Raw genomic sequence first — 20,071 nt, forward strand, 5'->3', positions numbered from 1 at the left:
AAAGTTTGATCCTTTTTTTATTGTATTTTATGCTATTTGCCGGAGAAATGAGCTATATCCTACTGGGAGAACGGCTGTGTCTTGCTGGGAAAATGAACTGAATCCTGCTAAAAGAAAAACTACATCCTGCTGTATAACTCCCGGTGGGAATGAGCAATATTACTATAAAAAAGAATGCGTTCTCAGAAAAGGCCTAGAAAGCTTTGCGCCCTTCAGCGCAAGGTTTTCAGCCTTTGAAGAGTAATGCTTCTTTTTTAATACTTAATTTTAGGGAGAGAGAACTATAAAAAACAGCAAAAAAAAGACCGGCCATTAAAATAACGCCGGTCTCCTCAATAGAACTTTATTTAGTTATATACAAACGTTCCTTTTTCGCTTTCTATCGTTACTTGTTTCTGTGCAGATGATTCCACACGGCCAATAATCTGTGCTTCAATATTAAAACTTTCAGATATCGCTATAATCTCCTGTGCAATAGCTTCAGGAACATACAATTCCATTCTGTGCCCCATATTAAATACCTTATACATTTCTTTCCAATCTGTGCCCGACTGCTCCTGAATCAACTGGAACAAGGGAGGAATAGGAAATAGATTGTCTTTAATTACATGTACATCATCGTTCACAAAGTGAAGAACCTTAGTCTGAGCACCACCACTGCAATGTACAATACCATGAATCTGATCTCTGTGTGCTTCCAATACCTTTTTAATAACAGGAGCATAGGTACGGGTAGGGGAAAGTACCAACTTCCCTGCGGTAATCTCCGTCTCTTCATCAATTCTGATCAGATCAGTTAGTTTTTTGCCTCCTGAAAATACCAGGTCAAAAGGAACAGATGGATCAAAACTTTCAGGATAGTTATTCGCAATAGATTTTTCGAAAACATCATGTCTGGCAGAGGTTAATCCATTAGAACCCATTCCGCCATTATATTCAGTTTCATAGCTGGCCTGTCCGTAAGAAGAAAGTCCTACAATGACATCGCCCGCCTGGATCTTATCATTGCTGATAATTTTGTCTCTTTCAATTCTGCAGGTTACCGTAGAGTCAACAATGATGGTACGAACAAGGTCGCCAACATCAGCAGTCTCACCACCGGTAGAGTAAATGGAAATTCCCATTTCCCTTAATTCTGCAAGGATTTCTTCCGTGCCATTGATGATCGCTGCAATCACTTCTCCTGGAATCAGGTTCTTGTTACGGCCAATGGTAGAGGATAAAAGGATCTGGTCTGTTGCACCTACACAGATGAGGTCATCAATATTCATGATGATGGCATCCTGAGCAATTCCTTTCCATACAGAAAGATCGCCTGTTTCTTTCCAGTAAACATAGGCCAGAGATGATTTTGTGCCTGCTCCGTCTGCATGCATAATGTTGCAAAATGCATCATCATTTCCCAGTATATCGGGGATGATTTTACAGAAGGCTTGCGGAAAAATACCTTTATCTATATTCTTGATGGCTTGGTGCACATCTTCTTTTGACGCAGAAACGCCACGTTGGTTGTACCTGTTATCACTCATGTTGCTGCAAAGATAGGGAAACGCCCGAATGTTAAAGCGTTAACCGTAAAAAAATAACCCTTCAAAATTAATTGAAGGGTTACAAAACTAAAATAGATGGTTTATGGAGGTTTGGTTTATTTTAAAAACAACAATTCTCTGAACTTAGGTAGAGGCCAAACGCTGTCATCCACAATTTGTTCTAACTTATCTGTATGGTAACGGATGGTGTCGAAGTAAGATTTAACATTCTCATCATAACCGATTGCTTTATCGCGTGAATCTTCGATTGCATTGGTTTTCTTACGTTCTTCCAGCATCTTATCGATATTGGTTTTAAGGATACCCAAATGCTCTGAAACTTTATTAATGATCGCTAGAGGAGTTTCCAATGCATCTTTACCCAGACCAAGGTCTTTCAATCCTTTTGCATTCTCAATCAAGGTATTTTGGTAAGCAATTGTTGCAGGAATGATCATGCTGTTTGCTACCTCACCGATTACCCTTGCTTCGATCTGAAGTTTCTTGAAATAGCTTTCCAGTAAGATCTCATGACGTGCATGTAACTCGCGTGTGCTGAATACATTGGTATTGGTGAACAGCTCTGCAGTTTTTTCTGTCAGGTAAGCATCTAAAGCTTTAGGTGTAGTCTTGATGTTTGAAAGGCCACGTCTTGCAGCTTCTTCTTCCCACTCCTGACTGTAACCATTTCCTTCAAAACGGATGTCTTTAGATTCTTTAAGGTATTTTTTGATGATGGTTAATAAAGCCACATCTTTTTTCTCTCCTTTTTTGATCAGTTTGTCTACTTCAACCTTGAATTTATTCAGCTGATCAGCAACGATTGCATTTAAAACAGTCATTGGAGCAGAAGAGTTTTCAGAAGAACCTACCGCTCTAAGCTCAAATTTGTTTCCTGTGAAAGCAAACGGAGAAGTACGGTTACGGTCGGTAGTATCGAAAGAGATCTGTGGGATCTTAGGAATACCTAACCATAGTGAATCTTCGCTTTTCACTTTTTTAATGATGCTGCGTGAAGATTCGATCTCATCTAATACATCAGCAAGTTGTGAACCAAGGAAGATCGAAATGATTGCCGGTGGAGCTTCGTTAGCACCCAGACGGTGATCGTTACTTACAGAAGCAATACTTGCTCTTAGTAAATCTGCATGTTCGTGAACTGCTTTGATGGTATTTACGAAGAACGTTAAAAACATTAAGTTGTTTTTAGGCGTTTTTCCTGGTGATAATAAGTTTTTACCAGTATCAGTGATCAATGACCAGTTGTTGTGTTTACCTGATCCGTTGATACCTGCATATGGTTTCTCATGTAATAAAACTTTGAAATTATGTCTTAAGGCAACTTTTTCCATTAAGTCCATCAACAACTGATTGTGGTCAATTGCAAGGTTGATTTCTTCGTAGATCGGAGCGCATTCAAACTGAGATGGAGCTACCTCATTGTGGCGTGTTTTCAAAGGAATACCTAATTTCAGGGCTTCGTTTTCAAAATCAACCATATAGGTAAATACACGCTCAGGAATTGATCCGAAATAGTGATCTTCTAATTGTTGTCCTTTTGCAGACATGTGTCCGAATAGGGCACGGCCTGTTAAGGCAAGATCCGGACGTGCATTATATAAAGCAAGGTCAACCAGGAAATATTCCTGCTCAATACCTAAAGATGCATTTACTTTAGTGATGCTTTTATCGAAATACTGACAAACATCAACTGCTGCTTTATCTAAAGCAGAAAGCGCTTTTAATAGTGGTGCTTTATAATCTAAAGCTTCACCAGTATAGGCCACAAATACTGTAGGAATACAAAGCGTTTTACCGGCTTTGCTTTCCATAATGAAAGCTGGAGAAGAAGGATCCCATGCAGTATATCCGCGGGCCTCGAAAGTATTGCGGATTCCTCCGTTAGGGAAGCTGGATGCATCCGGCTCTTGCTGAACCAATGCACTTCCTGCGAATACTTCAATTGCACCATCTTTACTTGGCTCAAAGAAAGCGTCATGTTTTTCAGCAGTAGATCCTGTTAATGGCTGAAACCAGTGAGTATAGTGTGTTGCACCTTTAGCCATTGCCCAGCTTTTCATGGCTGTAGCGATGTGATTGGCATCCTCATGGTTGATTAACTCGCCCTGGTCAATGGACGAAATCAATTTCTCAAACACTTCTTTTGATAAGAAATCTTTCATTTTTTTCTTATCGAAAACATTAACGCCAAAAAACTCAGAAATCTTAGTCGAAGGAGACTTTACTTCCGGTGAAATTCTTGATTGCGCCTCTTTTAATGCAATTGTTCTTAAGCTTTTCATTTATTTGTTTAAAATTTGGTCAAAAATATAATTTTTGTTTGGTATTTTCTGTGAATTGTTTGTAAAAATACGAATGTCAGGAAATAATCAAAGAAATATTTGATGTTTTTGGATATTTTGTGGGGAGCGTTTAGGAAAATAGGCTTAATCTATGGCTTGTTTCGTGCTTTTACTGTTTTTAGAATATTGTGAGATTATCTGCCTTCTGGTTATGGAATGCGCATAATCGTTGCATCATAGAGGGAAATAAACCTTTTTAAGCCATGATAAATTCTTCTTTTGATCTGTACCAGACTGATTGGCTTGATGTTGTGTTTGTAAACAGAAATAAAGTGATAGCGCTTATGATTTAGGGGTACTCCAATCTCTTTTACTATAACCGTGTATTCTTTATAATATAATGTAAAAAACAATAATAAGACAATTCATAAAAATACAAGCGTTATCCCGACGAATGATAAAGGGGGCATCGGCAATTAATGAAAACTTCGTGATCCTGGTATTGCGAAAGAAAAGAGAAACAACCCTTTTTGATGTGACCCCTAATCATATTGATATGGATGTTTGCCTGCTCAGGTGGTTTAACACCTTTTCAGGCAATGATGAATGCTGATCTGACGGAGATGGGGGATCCCAAAACGTCATGGATGCATTTTTTATTAACGACCATCAGGAATTTTATTTCCTCCCCGAACTAAGATCCTGATGGTTGTTTTTTACCTTTGTCCCCGTTCCATAGACAACAGGCTATATATTATATATAGTATACAAAACTTCGGATACCATCATGGGGAGTGTTTTTAGGTTTAAAAAATTTGAGGTAGACCAATCTGGGTGTGCGATGAAGATCAATACGGACGGCGTGTTGCTGGCGGCGGTTGTGTTGCACTCCAATCCGCGTTTTGTACTCGATATCGGTACAGGTACCGGAGTGATTGCTTTGATGTTGGCTCAGCGATTTCCTGATGCCAATGTAGATGCCGTAGAGATTGATGAATCTGCTGCAAATGCCGCCGTAGGGAATTTTGCAAGATCTAGCTTTTCTGAACGCACCAGGGCTCATTTCAGCGCCATAGAAGATTATGTCACCGAGCGAAAGTACAACCTTATTGTTTCCAACCCTCCGTATTTTGTAAATGATCTCAAAAACCCTGAAATAAGAAAGGGGATTGCAAGGCATACAGATGCACAGTTTTTTGAATCCTTACTGAGTAAGGTTTCAGAGATGATGAATGAGGGAGGGCGTTTCTGGGTGATTTTACCGGTTAAGCAGGCGGAATTGCTGGTGCAAAGTGCGGCCGCTTTTAACTTATCGCTCCATAAACAGATTGACATTTGTTCCGACGAGCGTAAACCTGTCATCCGTCAGGTCATTTGCCTGTCTGCATTAAAAGAGACAACCGAAAGAGAAACATTTTATATCTATGAATCGAAAGGGGTATATACCGATGCTTACCGTTTGTTGTTAAAAGATTTCTTTCTTGCCTTCTGATCTCAATATCCATAGCTTTGTCTAACCAACAAAAAAAGCTATACTTTGAAAAAAATAGGACTCATTTCCGATACGCACGGTTTTCTTGACGATGCGGTTTTTAAACATTTTGATGAATGCGATGAAATATGGCATGCGGGCGACTTTGGCCCCGATGTTGCCGATCGATTAGCTGCCTTTAAACCGCTTAAAGGAGTTTATGGGAATATTGATGGAAAAGAAATCCGTTCAGAATTCCCGGAACACCTGCGTTTTAACTGCGAAAAGGTCGATGTCTGGATGACCCATATCGGTGGATATCCGGGAAAATATGCGCCTAATGTAAAGGGTGAAATATACACTAAGCCCCCAATGTTGTTTATTGCAGGGCACTCTCATATTCTAAAAGTGATGTTTGATAAAAAGATTAATTGTTTGCATATAAATCCCGGTGCAGCGGGAAATTCGGGATGGCACCGGGTGAAAACATTAATTAGATTTTGTATTTCGGATGAAAAAATCCATACCTTAGAGGCCATAGAAATAGGAAATAGATAACGTATAAAATACACTAAGTAATATGTCAGGCATTAAAACACTAGGCCAATTTATAATTGAAAAACAAGCAGATTTCTCCTATGCAAAAGGAGAGCTCTCCAGATTGCTGAGGGACATAGGAATCGCATCAAAAATCGTGAACCGAGAGGTGAATAAAGCCGGTTTGGTGGATATTCTAGGCGATGCCGGAACGGTTAATATTCAGGGTGAAGGACAGAAAAAACTGGATGTATTTGCGAATATCCAATTCATCAGCGCACTGACCAGTGGCGGAGAATGCTGTATTGTAGCGACGGAAGAAGAGGATGATTTTGTGCGCATCGACTCCCCGGTCTCAAAAAATGCGAAATACATTGTCTGTATTGATCCCCTAGATGGTTCTTCAAATATTGATTGTAATGTAGCAGTTGGAACGATCTTCTCCATTTATCGCAGGAAATCTGTGGAAGGAGAGGCTACCCTGGAAGATGTATTGCAGAAAGGTACACAGCAGGTGGCTGCAGGTTACGTGATCTACGGTTCTTCAACCATGTTGGTATATACGACCGGAAAAGGTGTGAATGGCTTTACTTTAGACCCTTCCATAGGGGAGTTTTGCTTATCTCATCCAAATATGAGAATTCCTGATGGTGGTAATATCTATTCCTTAAACGAAGGTAACTATGTTCACTTCCCGGAAGGCGTAAAGAAATACTTAAAATATGTACAGGTTCATGATGAGACAACCAACAGACCTTATACTTCAAGGTATATTGGTTCAATGGTTGGTGACATTCATAGAAATCTGATTAAAGGCGGAATTTATATCTATCCGACGACGGCCAGCTCTCCAAAAGGGAAATTAAGGTTATTGTATGAATGTAATCCAATGGCTTTTATTGTTGAGCAGGCTGGTGGTGTGGCTTCAGATGGTTTTAACAGAATCCTGGATATCGAACCTACGGAATTACATCAGCGCAGTTCCATCTTTATCGGATCCAAAGAAATGGTAAATATGGCGGAAGATATGATGGCCGAATTTTCGGCAGAAAAGAATGTAAATGCCGTGGTTCCGGCAAAATTAGATCAGGCAGGATAATAAAGGAAATAAGCTAACCTTATAATAAGGTTGGCTTATCTCTTTCTTTTTCAAATTCAAAGTCAATAGCAAGTGCAGCCCGGTTCTTACCTGCGGCTACTGCCAATACATCGCAACGCTCATTCTCCGGATGGGCGTTGTGACCTTTGATCCATACGAATTTTACGTTGTGTAACTTATATACATTCAGGAAACGAATCCAGAGGTCTTTGTTCTTCTTTCCTTTAAAGCCCGTCTTTACCCATCCAAATACCCATTTCTTCTCCACAGAGTCCACCACATATTTAGAATCCGAAACCACAGTAACATCTTGGCCGGGTGTTTTTAAGGCATTTAAGCCCTCTATAACCGCCAGGAGCTCCATTCTGTTGTTGGTAGTCATGCGGAAGCCACCACTCAATTCCTTATAGTGGTTGCCCGAGCGTAAAATCACGCCGTAACCTCCTGGTCCGGGATTTCCACTTGCTGCTCCGTCAGTAAAAATTTCAATCATATACGGGCAAATCTATGTTTTTAAGCTCTAAATGCAATTTATGAAGATCAATTAATATTTTTATGAAAAATAAAATTGCTGAAATAGAGGGAATTAAAAGAAAAGTGTGACCTAAATGTTAAAATTATTTGATTAAAATGTTTTTAATCGTACTTTTGTGACGTTGAAAAAAACATGGTGGTTTTAGCTCAGTTGGTTAGAGCATCGGTTTGTGGTACCGAGGGTCGTGGGTTCGAGCCCCATATTCCACCCCAGTTTTGAAAGCAGTCTGAAAAGACTGCTTTTTTTGTTTAAAACCTGCCAACCAACACCCCATCTAGACATATTCGCAATGCTCTCAAATCGTCTTCAACGATTTAATAAGGCATTATCCATTTTTAACGCTAAATTCTCTAGGGTTGCGTGTGTTTGAAGATTTTAAGATGAATCGAAGATTCAAACTTAGAGTATGGAGATACCATTAAATTTCTAAATAATGAATTTGTAAAAAAGATAATTGTCATTAAATTCAATAGGATTAAAGCTCTGCTGTGCTTTCCAATTAGGCTGTATGCTTTAGCAACTCCATTACTTTCTCCGTTATAAACGCTTCCTTGTCTTTTTTTACTTCTTCAAGCATTTCTCTTCTTTCTGTTGGAAGCGTAAAATATTTATCAGCCCATAAATTTATTTCGATCATTAAAGGGAGCAGATCAACGCCTTTTTTTGTTAGTTTATATAAAACTTTGGCCTTGCTATCTGGATGGTCTTGCTTCGTAATTACGTCATTCTCTTCCAGCATCTGTAATCGAGAAGCCAAAATGTTCGTCGCTATTTTTTCGTCAGATTTTAGAAAGTCCCCATAAGTACATTGTTTAGAAAACATTAAATCTCTAACAATAAGTAATGACCATTTGTCTCCCCATATATCTAATGAGCTGCTAATAGGGCATTCAGACCGCTTTTTTAAATCAGGCATAAAATAAATTATAGAATTACTTGCAAAATGAAAGTTGTTTGTATATTTGCACTTGCAAAACGCAAGCGAATTTACGAAATTAAATTACAAGTGCAATGGAAACAGCAATAATTTTTGAACCATATAGCTTAAACGAGCTAAAACTAAACAATAGAATTGTGATGGCTCCAATGACCAGGAGCCGCTCTGCAAACCCTGGGAATGTAGCTACAGAGCTTACAGCATTATATTATAAACAACGGGCAAGTGCCGGACTAATCATCACCGAAGGAACTTTTATTAGCAAGGAGGCTGTTGGCGTGGTAAATGTACCAGGTATTTATAGCCAAGAGCAAATACAGGGATGGCAATTAACAACAGATGCAGTACATGGCGAGGGCGGAAAAATATTTGCCCAGCTTTGGCATACCGGAGCATATTCTCATCCTGATCTTCATGATGGGAAAAAGCCATTGGCACCTTCAGACGTAAATCCTGGGCAACAAGTGTTTACGGCAGAGGGTTTTAAGCCATCTGTGGCGCCACAACCTATGACTATCGATGATGTCAAAAGAACAGTAAATGATTTTAAACAGGCAGCTATTAATGCATTTGAAGCTGGTTTTGATGGTGTTGAACTGCATGGCGCCAACGGCTATTTACTACAACAGTTCTTTAGCAAAAACAACAACCATAGGGAAGATGAATATGGGGGCACTGTTGAAAACCGTGCAAGAATTCTATTTGATATTCTGGATGAATTGAAAGAAGTTGTCGATATGAAGCGTGTTGCAGTTCGCCTAAATCCATCATTAAATGGAATTATGGGTATTTTAGTAGATGATGAAAGCAAAGCATTATATAATTATATCGTAAACAGGTTGAACGACTACAGTTTAGCCTACATCCATCTGATAGAGCCTTTTACGGATGTTTCTGCAATTCAAGATGCGATCCAGAAAGTTGCCAAGCATTTCCGTAAAATCTATAATGGCACCATTATCATTAACAGAGCTTTTACCAAAGAAGCAGCTAATCAGGTATTGAATGATGGCGACGCTAATTTGGTGTCTTTTGGTGTTCCATTTATCGCCAATCCCGATTTGGTAGAACGTTTCAAAGCAAACGCAGCCCTTAATCAACCAGATCAGGCTACTTTTTACACGCCGGGCGAAAAAGGATACACAGATTATCCCAGCCTTAACAGTTAGAAATATTTTCGCGACCGGGCGGGCTTTCCGCTATATCCCCAATAAAAAATCGGGGGATGCCACTGCAATCCCTGCCGCAAAACAATAGCAATAAAAAAATAAGAAAGAAAAAAAATGAAAACTACTGGAAATACCATATTTATAAGCGGTGGAAGTGCTGGAATTGGCTTGGCAATCGCTAAAAAATTTAATGCAGCAGGCAACAAAATCATAATCAATGGTCGCAATGAAGAGCGCTTGCAAAGTGCCTTACAACAATTAGATAATGCCATTGCTATACCAGGCGATTTATCAGTAAAAGCAGATAGATTAAGAATTGCTGAAGAGTTGAAAAATAACCATCCATATGTAAACATCATCATCAATAATGCTGGTGCAGCTTTTATGAACGATTTGAGCGACAGCAACAATAATACTGCTGAAAAAGCTTACGAGGAAATTAATACCAATTATATCAGTGTAATAGATTTTACAGCTCTAACTTTGCCTTTGCTTTTACAACAAAAAGAGGCTGCAATTGTAAATGTTTCTTCGATAGCCGTATTTAGGTCAAACAAATATGTGCCAACTTACTCTGCAAGTAAAGCAGCATTACATAGCTACACGCAAGGGCTTAGAGATACTTTTTCAGAAAATGAAAACCTAAATGTGTACGAACTTTATCCGCCTTTGGTTAATACCGAATTTTCGGCGGAGATTGGTGGCGCAAACGGAATTCCAGCATCAGAAGTAGCTGATGAGTTGTTTATTGCGCTAGAAAAAAATCAATTTGAAGTTCCGGTAGGCGACACAAAAAAAATCCACGAACTAGTTATTTCAATTACAGAACAAGTTCCTCATTAATCATCCTTATCCGTTAAAATATGGACTTAAATGGAAAAACAATTCTAATTACTGGCGGAGCATCAGGAATAGGCTTGGAAGCCGCAAGGCAATTTTTGGCAATTGGTGCGAAGGTGATAATCACTGGTAGAAACCAAAATAAGTTAGATGCGGCAAAGCAAAGTGTTCCTTCGCTAATTGCAATTAGAAGCGATGTCGACAATCAGGATGATGCAACAGCGCTCTTTAATGAAGTTAATGAGCTTGGTGGCATCGATATTTTATATCATAATGCAGGTGTTGGAACCCCAGGTTTAAACCTTGGTACAGCAAATGTACAGATTTTAGAGAATGCCATTTATGAAACGAACGTAAATTACTTTGGTGTCCTTAGGTTAAATAATTTGTTCTTAAATATGTTGAAATCTAAGGCAGAAAGTGCGATAATTATTACTACTTCGCTACTCAGCCTTGTTCCAGGAATAGAAGAACCAACTTATTCGGCTAGCAAAGTGGCTTTGGGCTTTTATACCAAGTTACTAAGGAAAGATCTTGAAATATTAGATAGTACCGTCAAAGTATTCGAATTATTGCCGCCACTTGTAGCTACAGATATGACTGCAAAAAGAAATGATAAGAAAATTTCTGCTCAGGAATTGGTAAAAGCATTGGTTTCCGGAATAAAAAAAAATCAGTTTATTATTCGGGTTGGGGATGCTAAATTAATATATTTAATAAATAGATTTTTTCCAAAATTGGCATTTAACCTAGTAAATCCTAAAAAAATATACAACAGCCTAAGGTAATTGAGAAAAATATGAAAGCGTATATAGTTGAAAAATATCATAAGAAGTTAGGTTTGAAACTAACCGATTTGCCAAAACCAGAAGTTGGAGAAAACGATATACTTGTAGAAGTGTGCGCTTCGGGGGTTAACCTTTTGGATTCAAAGATAAAATCTGGTGAATTTAAGTTGATATTGCCTTATAAATTACCGCTTATCTTGGGGCATGATGTGGCGGGTGTAATTACCCAAGTTGGAAAAAATGTACAGCAGTTTAAGATAGGTGATGAGATTTATTCTCGTGTGGCTGATTTTCGTATTGGTACTTTTGCCGAATATATCGCCATTAACGAAAGCGATGTAGCTTTAAAGCCTAAAAGCATTTCTATGGAAGAAGCTGCCTCCATTCCTTTGGTAGCACTTACTGCTTGGCAAGCTCTGGTAGAAAAAGCAAACCTTAAAAAAGGACAGAAAGTTTTTATTCAGGCAGGCTCAGGAGGTGTTGGAACTATTGCTATACAATTGGCCAAACATCTGGGTGCAACTGTTGCTACAACGGCAAGTGAAAAGAGTTTTGAAACTTTAAAGCGATTAGGAGCAGATGTGCTAATCGATTATAAAACACAGGATTTTGAAACCATCCTGAGAGATTATGATGTTGTGCTGAACAGCCAAGATACTAAGACACTCGAAAAATCATTACAGGTCTTAAAACCTGGAGGGAAGGTAATTTCAATCTCGGGACCGCCAACCCCAGAATTTGCCAAAACCATTGGAGCTCCTTGGTTTGTTAAGATTATTTTATTCGTGATGAGCTTAGGTATACTTAGAAAATCAAAGAAACTGGGTGTAGACTATTCATTTCTGTTTATGAGAGATGATGGAAAGCAATTGCAAGAGATTTCCAAACTGATCGAACAGCAAGTGATCAAACCAGTGGTAGACGAGGTATTTACGTTTGAGAAAACTAATGAAGCTTTGAAATATGTAGAGAGTGGGCGTGCCAAAGGAAAAGTAGTCATCAAAATGAAGTAAATTTTGCATAATCTCTGACCCCAGTTTTGAAAGCGGTCTGAAAAGACTGCTTTTTTTGTTTATAAAGGTTTTTAAGGATCAAGCGGAATTTTTTTGGGTCAAAAGTAAACCGGATATGTTGGCCGTATCGAACAAACATATCCGAATAAATCAAAAGCCCTGTTTCACAACAGGGCTTTTGATTTTAGTTTAAAGTCTTTTGTCTTTTTCTAAACCTAGCCTTTTTTAAATTCCTTGTTGATCTCCATGCGTACGTTTTCCATATCTGCGTTGATCACTGCTTTCACAGCAGATGGCACTGATTCTCCAACCACAGCTTCAATAGCTACCAAATCTCCTTCATTGAAAATAATGAGCTCAAATGTAAGCTCATCTCCAAAGGTCATGCTGAACTTTATCTGCTGGTTGTTCCGCTCGATAAACTTCTTAAATTCGTAACTGCCGTTCAGGGCATAGAACTGATCTCTTACTGCATGAAATATCAGCTCTGCCTCTATGTTTAAACCATTGATCACGATATTGGCAGGAGCTAATGCTGCTTTAAGTCCAGCAGGGCAATCTTTTCTTTCCTGAATTTTATATACTTCCTCTAACAATTCTTCGCTATACAGAATTTCCTTTTCGTCCCTAATGGAAATCGCTACATTATTTCCATTGCTTTCTGAGTGCTGCTTTAGTCTTATCGATGCATTGCCATCAATAATGGCAGATTCATCAGGTGTTAGTTGTTTAACTTTGGAGCCAATGATGGCCTTTTGCAGTACATCTACAAGATATTCCAGTGCTGCGTATTGTTTAATTTCAGACATTATATTAAAAAATTTTTGCAAAGATACAGGTTAAAAACCTTCTGATACCCCTAACTTGTAAATACCTTGCATTTGGTGTTCGTTAGTGATCAATCCCTGAGCAAAAAATATCTGAAATTGGATACAAATCAGGGCTCTATCCAGGTATCCGCATAATATGGTGATGTCTTTTTTATCTTCATCAAAAGTAATAGGAGAGGAGTTTTTTAAGATCGGCAATTTTCAAGAAGTTTTCCAGAGCCTTCTAAAGCACAACGCAGTTGAGGTTATGGGACGTCTCAACTGACGCTGCACATCAGGGGGGAATATCAAAAGAAGGGTAACAAGCGATAAGTGACTATTTCCCGTTCTACCAATTAAACTACTTTGACTTTTAGATCAAAGACCGGATTTGAACCGGCATCTGGACCTTGGACGAAGTAACACTTATCTACGACACCTTCTTTTAGGTTCTTAATATATCAGGTATCCTTATATTTCTATGTTGTGAATCTCATTTAGTACTGATCCGCCATTTTCCAGTGCATCGAGTATTTCAAAGAGTTTATCACTCCAACCGGCTATGAGGTAAACATTGTTGCTCAACACCTGTAAAGGAGTCGTGCTATGGCCTTTCAAATCGAACAGATACAACCTGGCTTTAGGGGCAATGTTTTTTAAGTATTGTTCCCATAATTCATTAATCTGTCCGCCATAACCATGGCTATTCCATAACTGTCCATCAGTGAAGATCATTACTTTATCCATTTTCACCTTATCTAAAAGCAGTTCTTTGATGATCAGATAGCCGTTGGTCGAATAACCTACTTCACCTTCACGTTTATAAAATTCCTGTACATTATGCAGGATATTATCCTTTGGCATAGCAATCACCTTCCAGAAGTCGCCGAACATGCCGGTCCGTACATTTTTACATCTGGACTGTAATAACATGGCCAGCATTAACGCGATATCGTACAGCATAATTTTAGATTTGGCCGATATTGGCGTTTGCATGGATCCGGAAACGTCACAGGCGATCAATACCCTGGTTTGCTCATTAAATCCCTTAATATTAGCTGCGCTAATGGATACTGCTTTCTCCAAAGCATTCCGTAGTTTTTCTTTTGCGGACCGCTGATCAGTACCGGTTAAGAAATTGTTCAGTTGTGAGGCCCAGCCGGTCTTTGCAGGTGTATCCAGTAGCTCTCTGTAGGCAGACAGGTAGCGGAAGGGAAACTGTTTAGCCCTGGCTATATTTTCTGCGGAGGTCAGTATCGCACATACCTTTTCCAGGTGCTTCTCAGTCACATTTGCTGCTTCTATATTTCTAAGGTTCCGCAATAGGGCCATATAGCCCAGCTTGCCGCTGTCAATTAACTCTTCCCATTTCTGCTTAAAGGCGGCGGCTCTTTTCCTTTCTGCGTCGAAATATACCTTACCCAAAGCAGAAAGCTCTGTTTCCCAGGTATAGGGAGTTTGCATGGTACTGGAAGCAATTTTATCAAATATGCTTTGCTGAGCATCATCTTTTGCTTTTGGGTGTACCAGGAATAAAGCATCACGTAGCTTTATACCGGCATTCCGGTCGTACTTTGCAAACTGGTATTCGTCGAAACGATTGAAGGCAGATTGCAGGCCTTTTTGCAGTTGTTTTGACAGCCGGTTCAGTCTTTTGTTCCTGTTGCGGCCATTCAGCAACTCGTAACAAGCCAATAATTCTGTAATCTCATCTGCACGGATCACTACTTTTTCCGTTACACGGGAAACCAGATTGTCTCCGGAATGCAGTTTTGCCAATTCCGTCAGCAAGACCAATGGCACAGAACGCATGTGCATTTGGGTTCGGGCATAAATGGCCAGTTTACCAACAAACACCGGGTCATTCTTTAAAATGAGTGTCTTTACACGAGTTAAACGTGTGGTATTTTTCTCATAGAAGGAATCATTGAGGTTCCAGGTGACTACAGCTGTGTAAAGCTCCATTGCCTGATCCATCTGAAAAGCATCTTCGCCTTCGTGATTTTTTACCCTTATAATGTTCTGAATTAATCTGTTAAATTTCATTGGGAACCTCCCTTTCTTTATTTGTTGAAACAAAGATTGGGAGGCCTTGCGCAGTCTATTTGCGCAGTGCAATTTATTTTTATATTTTTCGAAAAATATTTAATTATGCCCGTAAACCGCAATGCACTCCTCCGTTACCGGACCATTGATCAATGCCTGCAAAACAGAAGGAGAAAGTGGAGCCTCGAAGATTTGATTACCGCCTGTTCGGATGCTTTATATGAATATCAGGGAATTGATACCGGAGTAAGCCGCAGGTCAATACAGGCAGATCTTGAAATGATGCGGAGTAATAAACTGGGCTATGAAGCACCCATCGTCGTGGTGGATCGAAAATACTATACCTATGCGGACAAGGATTACAGCATTACCAATAGTCCATTGAACCAACAAGACATGCAGGTGCTGAACGAAGTTTCTCATTTGCTGAGCCAGTTTAAAGGCTTTAGTCATTTTGCAGACCTTAATGAAATGTTAAGCAAACTGGAAGATAAGATATATGCTCAGGAAATGCAAACGCAGCCATTGATCGATTTTGAAAAGAATGACGACCTGAAAGGACTGGAATATATTGAGGTCATCCGTAAAGCAATCGTCGCAAGACAAACATTGGGCATTACTTACCAGTCTTTTAAAGCTAAAAAAGCCAATGAGCTTAACTTTAGTCCTTACTTATTAAAAGAATACCGCAACAGATGGTTTGTTATAGGTGTGGTTCAGGGAAGTAATGCATTGTTATATAACCTGGCATTGGATAGGATTCAATCCATCAGCGAGGGGTCTGCTGAGTATCAGGAGAACAATATCGATGATTTTGCCAATTTCTATCATAACGTAATCGGAGTCTCCAAATATCCTCATCAGAAAGATACGGAAGTGATATTCTGGTCTGACCAGGACAATGCACCTTATATGATGACCAAACCTTTACATCGTTCCCAACGCTTAATCAGGGAAGAGAAAGACGGCAAAGTTTTTAGCATTCAGGTGGTGCTTAATTTTGAGCTGGAACGCGAGTTACTGGGATTTGGTGCTAAAGTAAAAGTCCTGAGCCCTGAGGTGCTTGTCCTTCAAATGAAAGAGCACCTGAAGAATATGATGGGACATTATGAAATGATCGACTGATAATTTGGGCAAAGCAAGATCAGAGACTAAGAATGAAAAATGCTTAGATATATTACTATTGATACAAAAAAGACAATCTATAGCGGTTGTCTTTTTTGTATCATCGGGTCAAAGCTTCGGACTACCGTTATTTTCATTGCTTTTCAATTGCATCATTATTACTTTTTAAAGTATCTTTGCATCACTTTATGAATATGATCTTTTTCTTCGAAACCCCATCTGCCAAGATTTATGTCTTGCAAATAAACCGGAGCCTTACACCATCTGATATTTCAAAATTAAGTTGGCTGTTTGGAGGCGCAAAAGTTAAATCGGAAACATCTTTAAGTGGATTCTTTGTTGGCCCAAGGGCAGCAATGGTGACCCCATGGAGTACCAATGCCGTAGAAATCACCCAGAATATGGACCTTCAGGGCATTATCCGGATTGAAGAGTTTGAGCAGTCAACTGCTGATGCCTCGAATTATGACCACATGTTGTTTCAAAAATACGACGGACTGGGGCAGGAGGTATTCACTACGAACGTTCAGCCGGAGCCAATCCTGGAAATCAGCGACATTGCAGCTTACAACAAACAGGAAGGACTATCATTAAGTGACGAAGAAGTTGATTACTTAAATAAATTGGCCGAAAATCTGGGCCGTAAATTAACGGATTCAGAAGTATTTGGTTTTTCTCAGGTCAACTCTGAACATTGTCGCCATAAAATCTTTAACGGAACTTTTGTGATCGATGGCCAGGAGCAACCTTCTTCCCTGTTTAAACTGATCCGTAAAACATCAGAATTAAATCCTAACGGGATTGTTTCTGCCTATAAAGATAATGTGGCCTTTGTTAAAGGACCAAGGGTACAGCAGTTTGCTCCTAAAAGAGCAGATGTGCCTGAATACTACCAATTGAAAGATTTTGATTCCGTCATCTCTATAAAAGCGGAAACCCATAACTTCCCAACCACTGTGGAGCCTTTTAATGGTGCTGCTACAGGATCAGGTGGTGAGATCAGAGACAGGCTGGCAGGCGGACAAGGATCTTTACCTCTTGCAGGTACAGCAGTATATATGACTGCTTTGTCCAGATTAACAGAAGATCGTCCCTGGGAAAAAGGAGTGGACGAAAGAAAATGGTTGTATCAAACCCCAATGGACATCCTGATCAAAGCCTCAAATGGTGCTTCTGATTTTGGAAATAAATTCGGACAACCCCTGATCACAGGATCAGTATTAACCTTTGAACACGAAGAAGAAGGCCGTAAATTAGGATATGATAAAGTGATCATGCTTGCAGGTGGCGTAGGCTACGGAAAAGCGGATCAGGCTCAAAAACATAAACCATCTACAGGAGATCAGATTGTGATCCTTGGTGGTGAAAATTACCGCATTGGTATGGGAGGTGCAGCAGTATCTTCAGCAGATACCGGTGCCCTGGGTTCCAGCATTGAGCTGAATGCCATCCAACGCTCCAACCCGGAGATGCAAAAAAGAGCGGCAAACACCGTTCGTGGAATGGTGGAAAGTGATGTGAATGCGATTGTTTCGATTCATGATCATGGTGCCGGAGGACACTTAAACTGTCTTTCTGAACTTGTAGAAGAAACTGGTGGTCTGATTGACCTGGATAAACTGCCGGTTGGCGATCCTACACTTTCTGCCAAAGAAATTATAGGAAACGAATCTCAGGAACGTATGGGATTGGTGATCGGAAAAGACCATATCGATACCTTAAACAAAATCGCGGAACGTGAACGCAGCCCAATGTATACTGTTGGAGAAGTAACCGGCGATCACCGCTTTACTTTTGCTTCTAAAACCACTGGCTTAAAACCAATGGATCTGGAGCTGAAAGATATGTTCGGAAGCTCACCGAAAGTGGTGATGGAAGATAAAACGGTCGACAGGAAATACGAAGCAGTAGCTTACGATCATACTAAGATCGATACTTACCTGGAACAGGTCCTACAGCTGGAAGCAGTAGCTTCCAAAGACTGGTTAACAAACAAAGTTGACCGTTGTGTAGGTGGAAGAGTAGCCAAACAACAATGCGCAGGACCATTACAGTTGCCTTTAAATAACTGTGGTGTAATGGCACTTGATTATCAGGGAAAAGATGGTATCGCTACTTCTGTAGGACATGCGCCACTATCTGCACTGATCGACGCAGCAGCAGGAAGTCGCAATGCCATTGCAGAATCACTTTCAAATATTGTATGGGCTCCCTTAAAAGATGGATTGGAAAGTGTTTCACTTTCTGCCAACTGGATGTGGGCTTGTAAGAACGAAGGAGAAGATGCACGTTTATATGAAGCGGTAAAAGCATGCTCGGAATTTGCAATCGACTTAGGGATTAATATCCCAACAGGAAAAGATTCCCTGTCGATGAAACAGAAATACCCTGATGGCGAGGTGATCGCCCCAGGTACAGTAATCATCTCTGCAGGTGGTCATTGTGACGACATTACCGCAGTCGTAGAACCGGTACTTCAGAAAAATGGTGGATCAGTTTATTACATCAACCTTTCCGGTGATGCCTATAAACTTGGAGGATCTTCATTTGCACAGACTTTAAACAGGATTGGCAATGAAACTCCGGATGTAAAGGATGCAGCAGCATTTAAAACCGCTTTCAATACGGTTCAGGAACTGATCAAAGCAGGGAAAATCCAGGCAGGTCATGACATTGGTAGTGGTGGTTTGATCACTACTTTATTAGAGCTTTGCTTCGCCGATAGAAACCTTGGTGCGGAAATCGACCTTTCTGCTTTAGGAAATGAAGACCTGATTAAAGTGCTTTTCGCAGAAAATATCGGAATCGTATTCCAGGCAGACGCGAGTGTAGAAGCATTGCTTACTACAGCGGGTGTTGCTTACCATAAAATTGGTGAAGTAAAAAGTGAAGCGACCTTAACCGTTAAAAACTCAGCAACAAGCCATACTTTTGATATTGATCACCTACGTGATGTATGGTTCAAAACTTCTTACCTTTTAGACCAAAAACAAGCTGGTCCTGTTAAAGCGAAAGAAAGATTTGACAACTATAAGAACCATGTCCTGAACTATACTTTCCCATTGCAGTTTGATGGTAAAAAACCGGTTATCGACGAATCTAAACCAAGGCCTAAAGCTGCGGTTCTTAGAGAGAAAGGAAGTAACTCGGAGCGTGAACTTGCCAATGCCATGTTCCTTGCTGGTTTTGATGTAAAAGATGTACACATGACCGATTTAATCTCTGGTCGTGAAACATTGGAAGACATTCAGTTTATCGGTGCGGTAGGAGGTTTCTCTAACTCAGACGTACTGGGGTCAGCTAAAGGTTGGGCAGGTGCATTTTTATACAATGAAAAAGCAAGGGTCGCATTGGAGAATTTCTTCAAACGTGAGGATACCCTTTCTGTGGGAATCTGTAATGGTTGTCAGCTATTCGTGGAATTAGGCCTGATCAATAAAAACCATGAAGAAAAACCTAAAATGCTACACAACGAAAGTCAGAAGCATGAGAGTATTTTCACCTCATTAACGATACAGGAAAACAATTCTGTGATGTTATCCAGTCTTGCCGGAAGTACTTTAGGGGTATGGGTATCTCATGGAGAAGGTAAATTCCAGTTGCCATATGCGGAAGATCAGTACGGTATTGTCGCTAAATATGGCTATGAAAGCTATCCGGCAAATCCAAACGGATCGGATTACAATACTGCAATGTTATGTGATCAATCAGGAAGACACCTGGTAATGATGCCTCACATTGAGCGCTCTTTATTCCAATGGCATTGGGCTAACTATCCTCAGGGACGTAAAGATGAAGTAACGCCATGGATGGAAGCCTTTGTAAATGCGAGAAAATGGTTGGAAAATACCAGCAAATAATAGCAGATCT

15 protein-coding genes and 1 tRNA gene are annotated in these 20,071 nt (G+C 39.9%); 10 read left to right on the forward strand and 6 right to left on the reverse strand.

Annotated elements, in window-relative coordinates:
• Window positions 1-347: 347 nt before the first annotated feature.
• Window positions 348-1,529 (reverse strand): AIR synthase related protein, encoded by a 1,182-nt coding sequence (locus AAFF35_RS06350; RefSeq protein WP_342331563.1) that lies wholly within the window; start codon window positions 1,527-1,529, stop codon window positions 348-350.
• 116 nt (window positions 1,530-1,645) lie between these two features.
• The gene (locus AAFF35_RS06355) at window positions 1,646-3,832 is read right to left on the reverse strand and encodes a glutamine synthetase III (protein WP_342331564.1); all 2,187 of its coding nucleotides are present in this window, start codon (window positions 3,830-3,832) and stop codon (window positions 1,646-1,648) included.
• A gap of 841 nt (window positions 3,833-4,673) precedes the next feature.
• Between AAFF35_RS06355 and AAFF35_RS06360 the strand changes: the two genes are divergently transcribed.
• The 3 genes from AAFF35_RS06360 to fbp are packed head-to-tail and all read left to right on the forward strand — an operon-like array spanning window position 4,674 to window position 6,939.
• A complete protein-coding gene (locus tag AAFF35_RS06360; protein WP_342331565.1) occupies window positions 4,674-5,324 on the forward strand; it encodes a methyltransferase in 651 nt (216 codons plus the stop codon).
• Window positions 5,325-5,369: 45 nt separating this feature from the next.
• Entirely contained in the window at window positions 5,370-5,861 is a 492-nt protein-coding gene (locus tag AAFF35_RS06365; protein ID WP_342331566.1) for a metallophosphoesterase family protein, read from the forward strand.
• 22 nt (window positions 5,862-5,883) lie between these two features.
• Window positions 5,884-6,939 (forward strand): class 1 fructose-bisphosphatase, encoded by a 1,056-nt coding sequence (fbp, locus tag AAFF35_RS06370; protein ID WP_342331567.1) that lies wholly within the window; start codon window positions 5,884-5,886, stop codon window positions 6,937-6,939.
• A gap of 19 nt (window positions 6,940-6,958) precedes the next feature.
• Here the strand turns inward: fbp and rnhA are convergent, their stop codons facing one another.
• The gene (gene rnhA / locus AAFF35_RS06375) at window positions 6,959-7,432 is read right to left on the reverse strand and encodes a ribonuclease HI (RefSeq protein ID WP_342331568.1); all 474 of its coding nucleotides are present in this window, start codon (window positions 7,430-7,432) and stop codon (window positions 6,959-6,961) included.
• A gap of 177 nt (window positions 7,433-7,609) precedes the next feature.
• Between rnhA and AAFF35_RS06380 the strand changes: the two genes are divergently transcribed.
• Window positions 7,610-7,686, forward strand: a tRNA-His gene (locus AAFF35_RS06380).
• Between the two features lie 287 nt (window positions 7,687-7,973).
• Here AAFF35_RS06380 and AAFF35_RS06385 read toward each other — a convergent pair.
• The gene (locus tag AAFF35_RS06385; RefSeq protein ID WP_342331569.1) at window positions 7,974-8,390 is read right to left on the reverse strand and encodes a helix-turn-helix domain-containing protein; all 417 of its coding nucleotides are present in this window, start codon (window positions 8,388-8,390) and stop codon (window positions 7,974-7,976) included.
• 95 nt (window positions 8,391-8,485) lie between these two features.
• On the opposite strand from AAFF35_RS06385, the gene AAFF35_RS06390 reads away from it, so the two are divergent.
• The 4 genes from AAFF35_RS06390 to AAFF35_RS06405 all read left to right on the forward strand — a co-directional run bounded on the left by AAFF35_RS06390 (window position 8,486) and on the right by AAFF35_RS06405 (window position 12,221).
• Window positions 8,486-9,580 (forward strand): alkene reductase, encoded by a 1,095-nt coding sequence (locus tag AAFF35_RS06390; protein WP_342331570.1) that lies wholly within the window; start codon window positions 8,486-8,488, stop codon window positions 9,578-9,580.
• A gap of 114 nt (window positions 9,581-9,694) precedes the next feature.
• Window positions 9,695-10,423 (forward strand): SDR family NAD(P)-dependent oxidoreductase, encoded by a 729-nt coding sequence (locus AAFF35_RS06395; protein ID WP_342331571.1) that lies wholly within the window; start codon window positions 9,695-9,697, stop codon window positions 10,421-10,423.
• Between the two features lie 20 nt (window positions 10,424-10,443).
• Window positions 10,444-11,208: an SDR family NAD(P)-dependent oxidoreductase gene (locus AAFF35_RS06400; RefSeq protein ID WP_342331572.1), complete on the forward strand. Its 765-nt coding sequence runs from the start codon at window positions 10,444-10,446 to the stop codon at window positions 11,206-11,208.
• Window positions 11,209-11,219: 11 nt separating this feature from the next.
• A complete protein-coding gene (locus AAFF35_RS06405) occupies window positions 11,220-12,221 on the forward strand; it encodes an NADP-dependent oxidoreductase (RefSeq protein ID WP_342331573.1) in 1,002 nt (333 codons plus the stop codon).
• Between the two features lie 215 nt (window positions 12,222-12,436).
• Here AAFF35_RS06405 and AAFF35_RS06410 read toward each other — a convergent pair whose 3' ends face one another.
• Window positions 12,437-13,030: a hypothetical protein gene (locus AAFF35_RS06410; RefSeq protein ID WP_342331574.1), complete on the reverse strand. Its 594-nt coding sequence runs from the start codon at window positions 13,028-13,030 to the stop codon at window positions 12,437-12,439.
• Window positions 13,031-13,501: 471 nt separating this feature from the next.
• Window positions 13,502-15,076 (reverse strand): TROVE domain-containing protein, encoded by a 1,575-nt coding sequence (locus tag AAFF35_RS06415; RefSeq protein ID WP_342331575.1) that lies wholly within the window; start codon window positions 15,074-15,076, stop codon window positions 13,502-13,504.
• Between the two features lie 105 nt (window positions 15,077-15,181).
• On the opposite strand from AAFF35_RS06415, the gene AAFF35_RS06420 reads away from it, so the two are divergent.
• Complete coding sequence (locus AAFF35_RS06420) at window positions 15,182-16,201, forward strand: WYL domain-containing protein (RefSeq protein WP_342331576.1); 1,020 nt, start codon at window positions 15,182-15,184, stop codon at window positions 16,199-16,201.
• A 194-nt stretch (window positions 16,202-16,395) separates the two neighbouring features.
• Window positions 16,396-20,061 (forward strand): phosphoribosylformylglycinamidine synthase, encoded by a 3,666-nt coding sequence (gene purL / locus AAFF35_RS06425; RefSeq protein WP_342333354.1) that lies wholly within the window; start codon window positions 16,396-16,398, stop codon window positions 20,059-20,061.
• Window positions 20,062-20,071 lie beyond the last annotated feature (10 nt).

It is taken from the genome of Pedobacter sp. FW305-3-2-15-E-R2A2, from assembly GCF_038446955.1.
Taxonomy (GTDB): domain Bacteria; phylum Bacteroidota; class Bacteroidia; order Sphingobacteriales; family Sphingobacteriaceae; genus Pedobacter.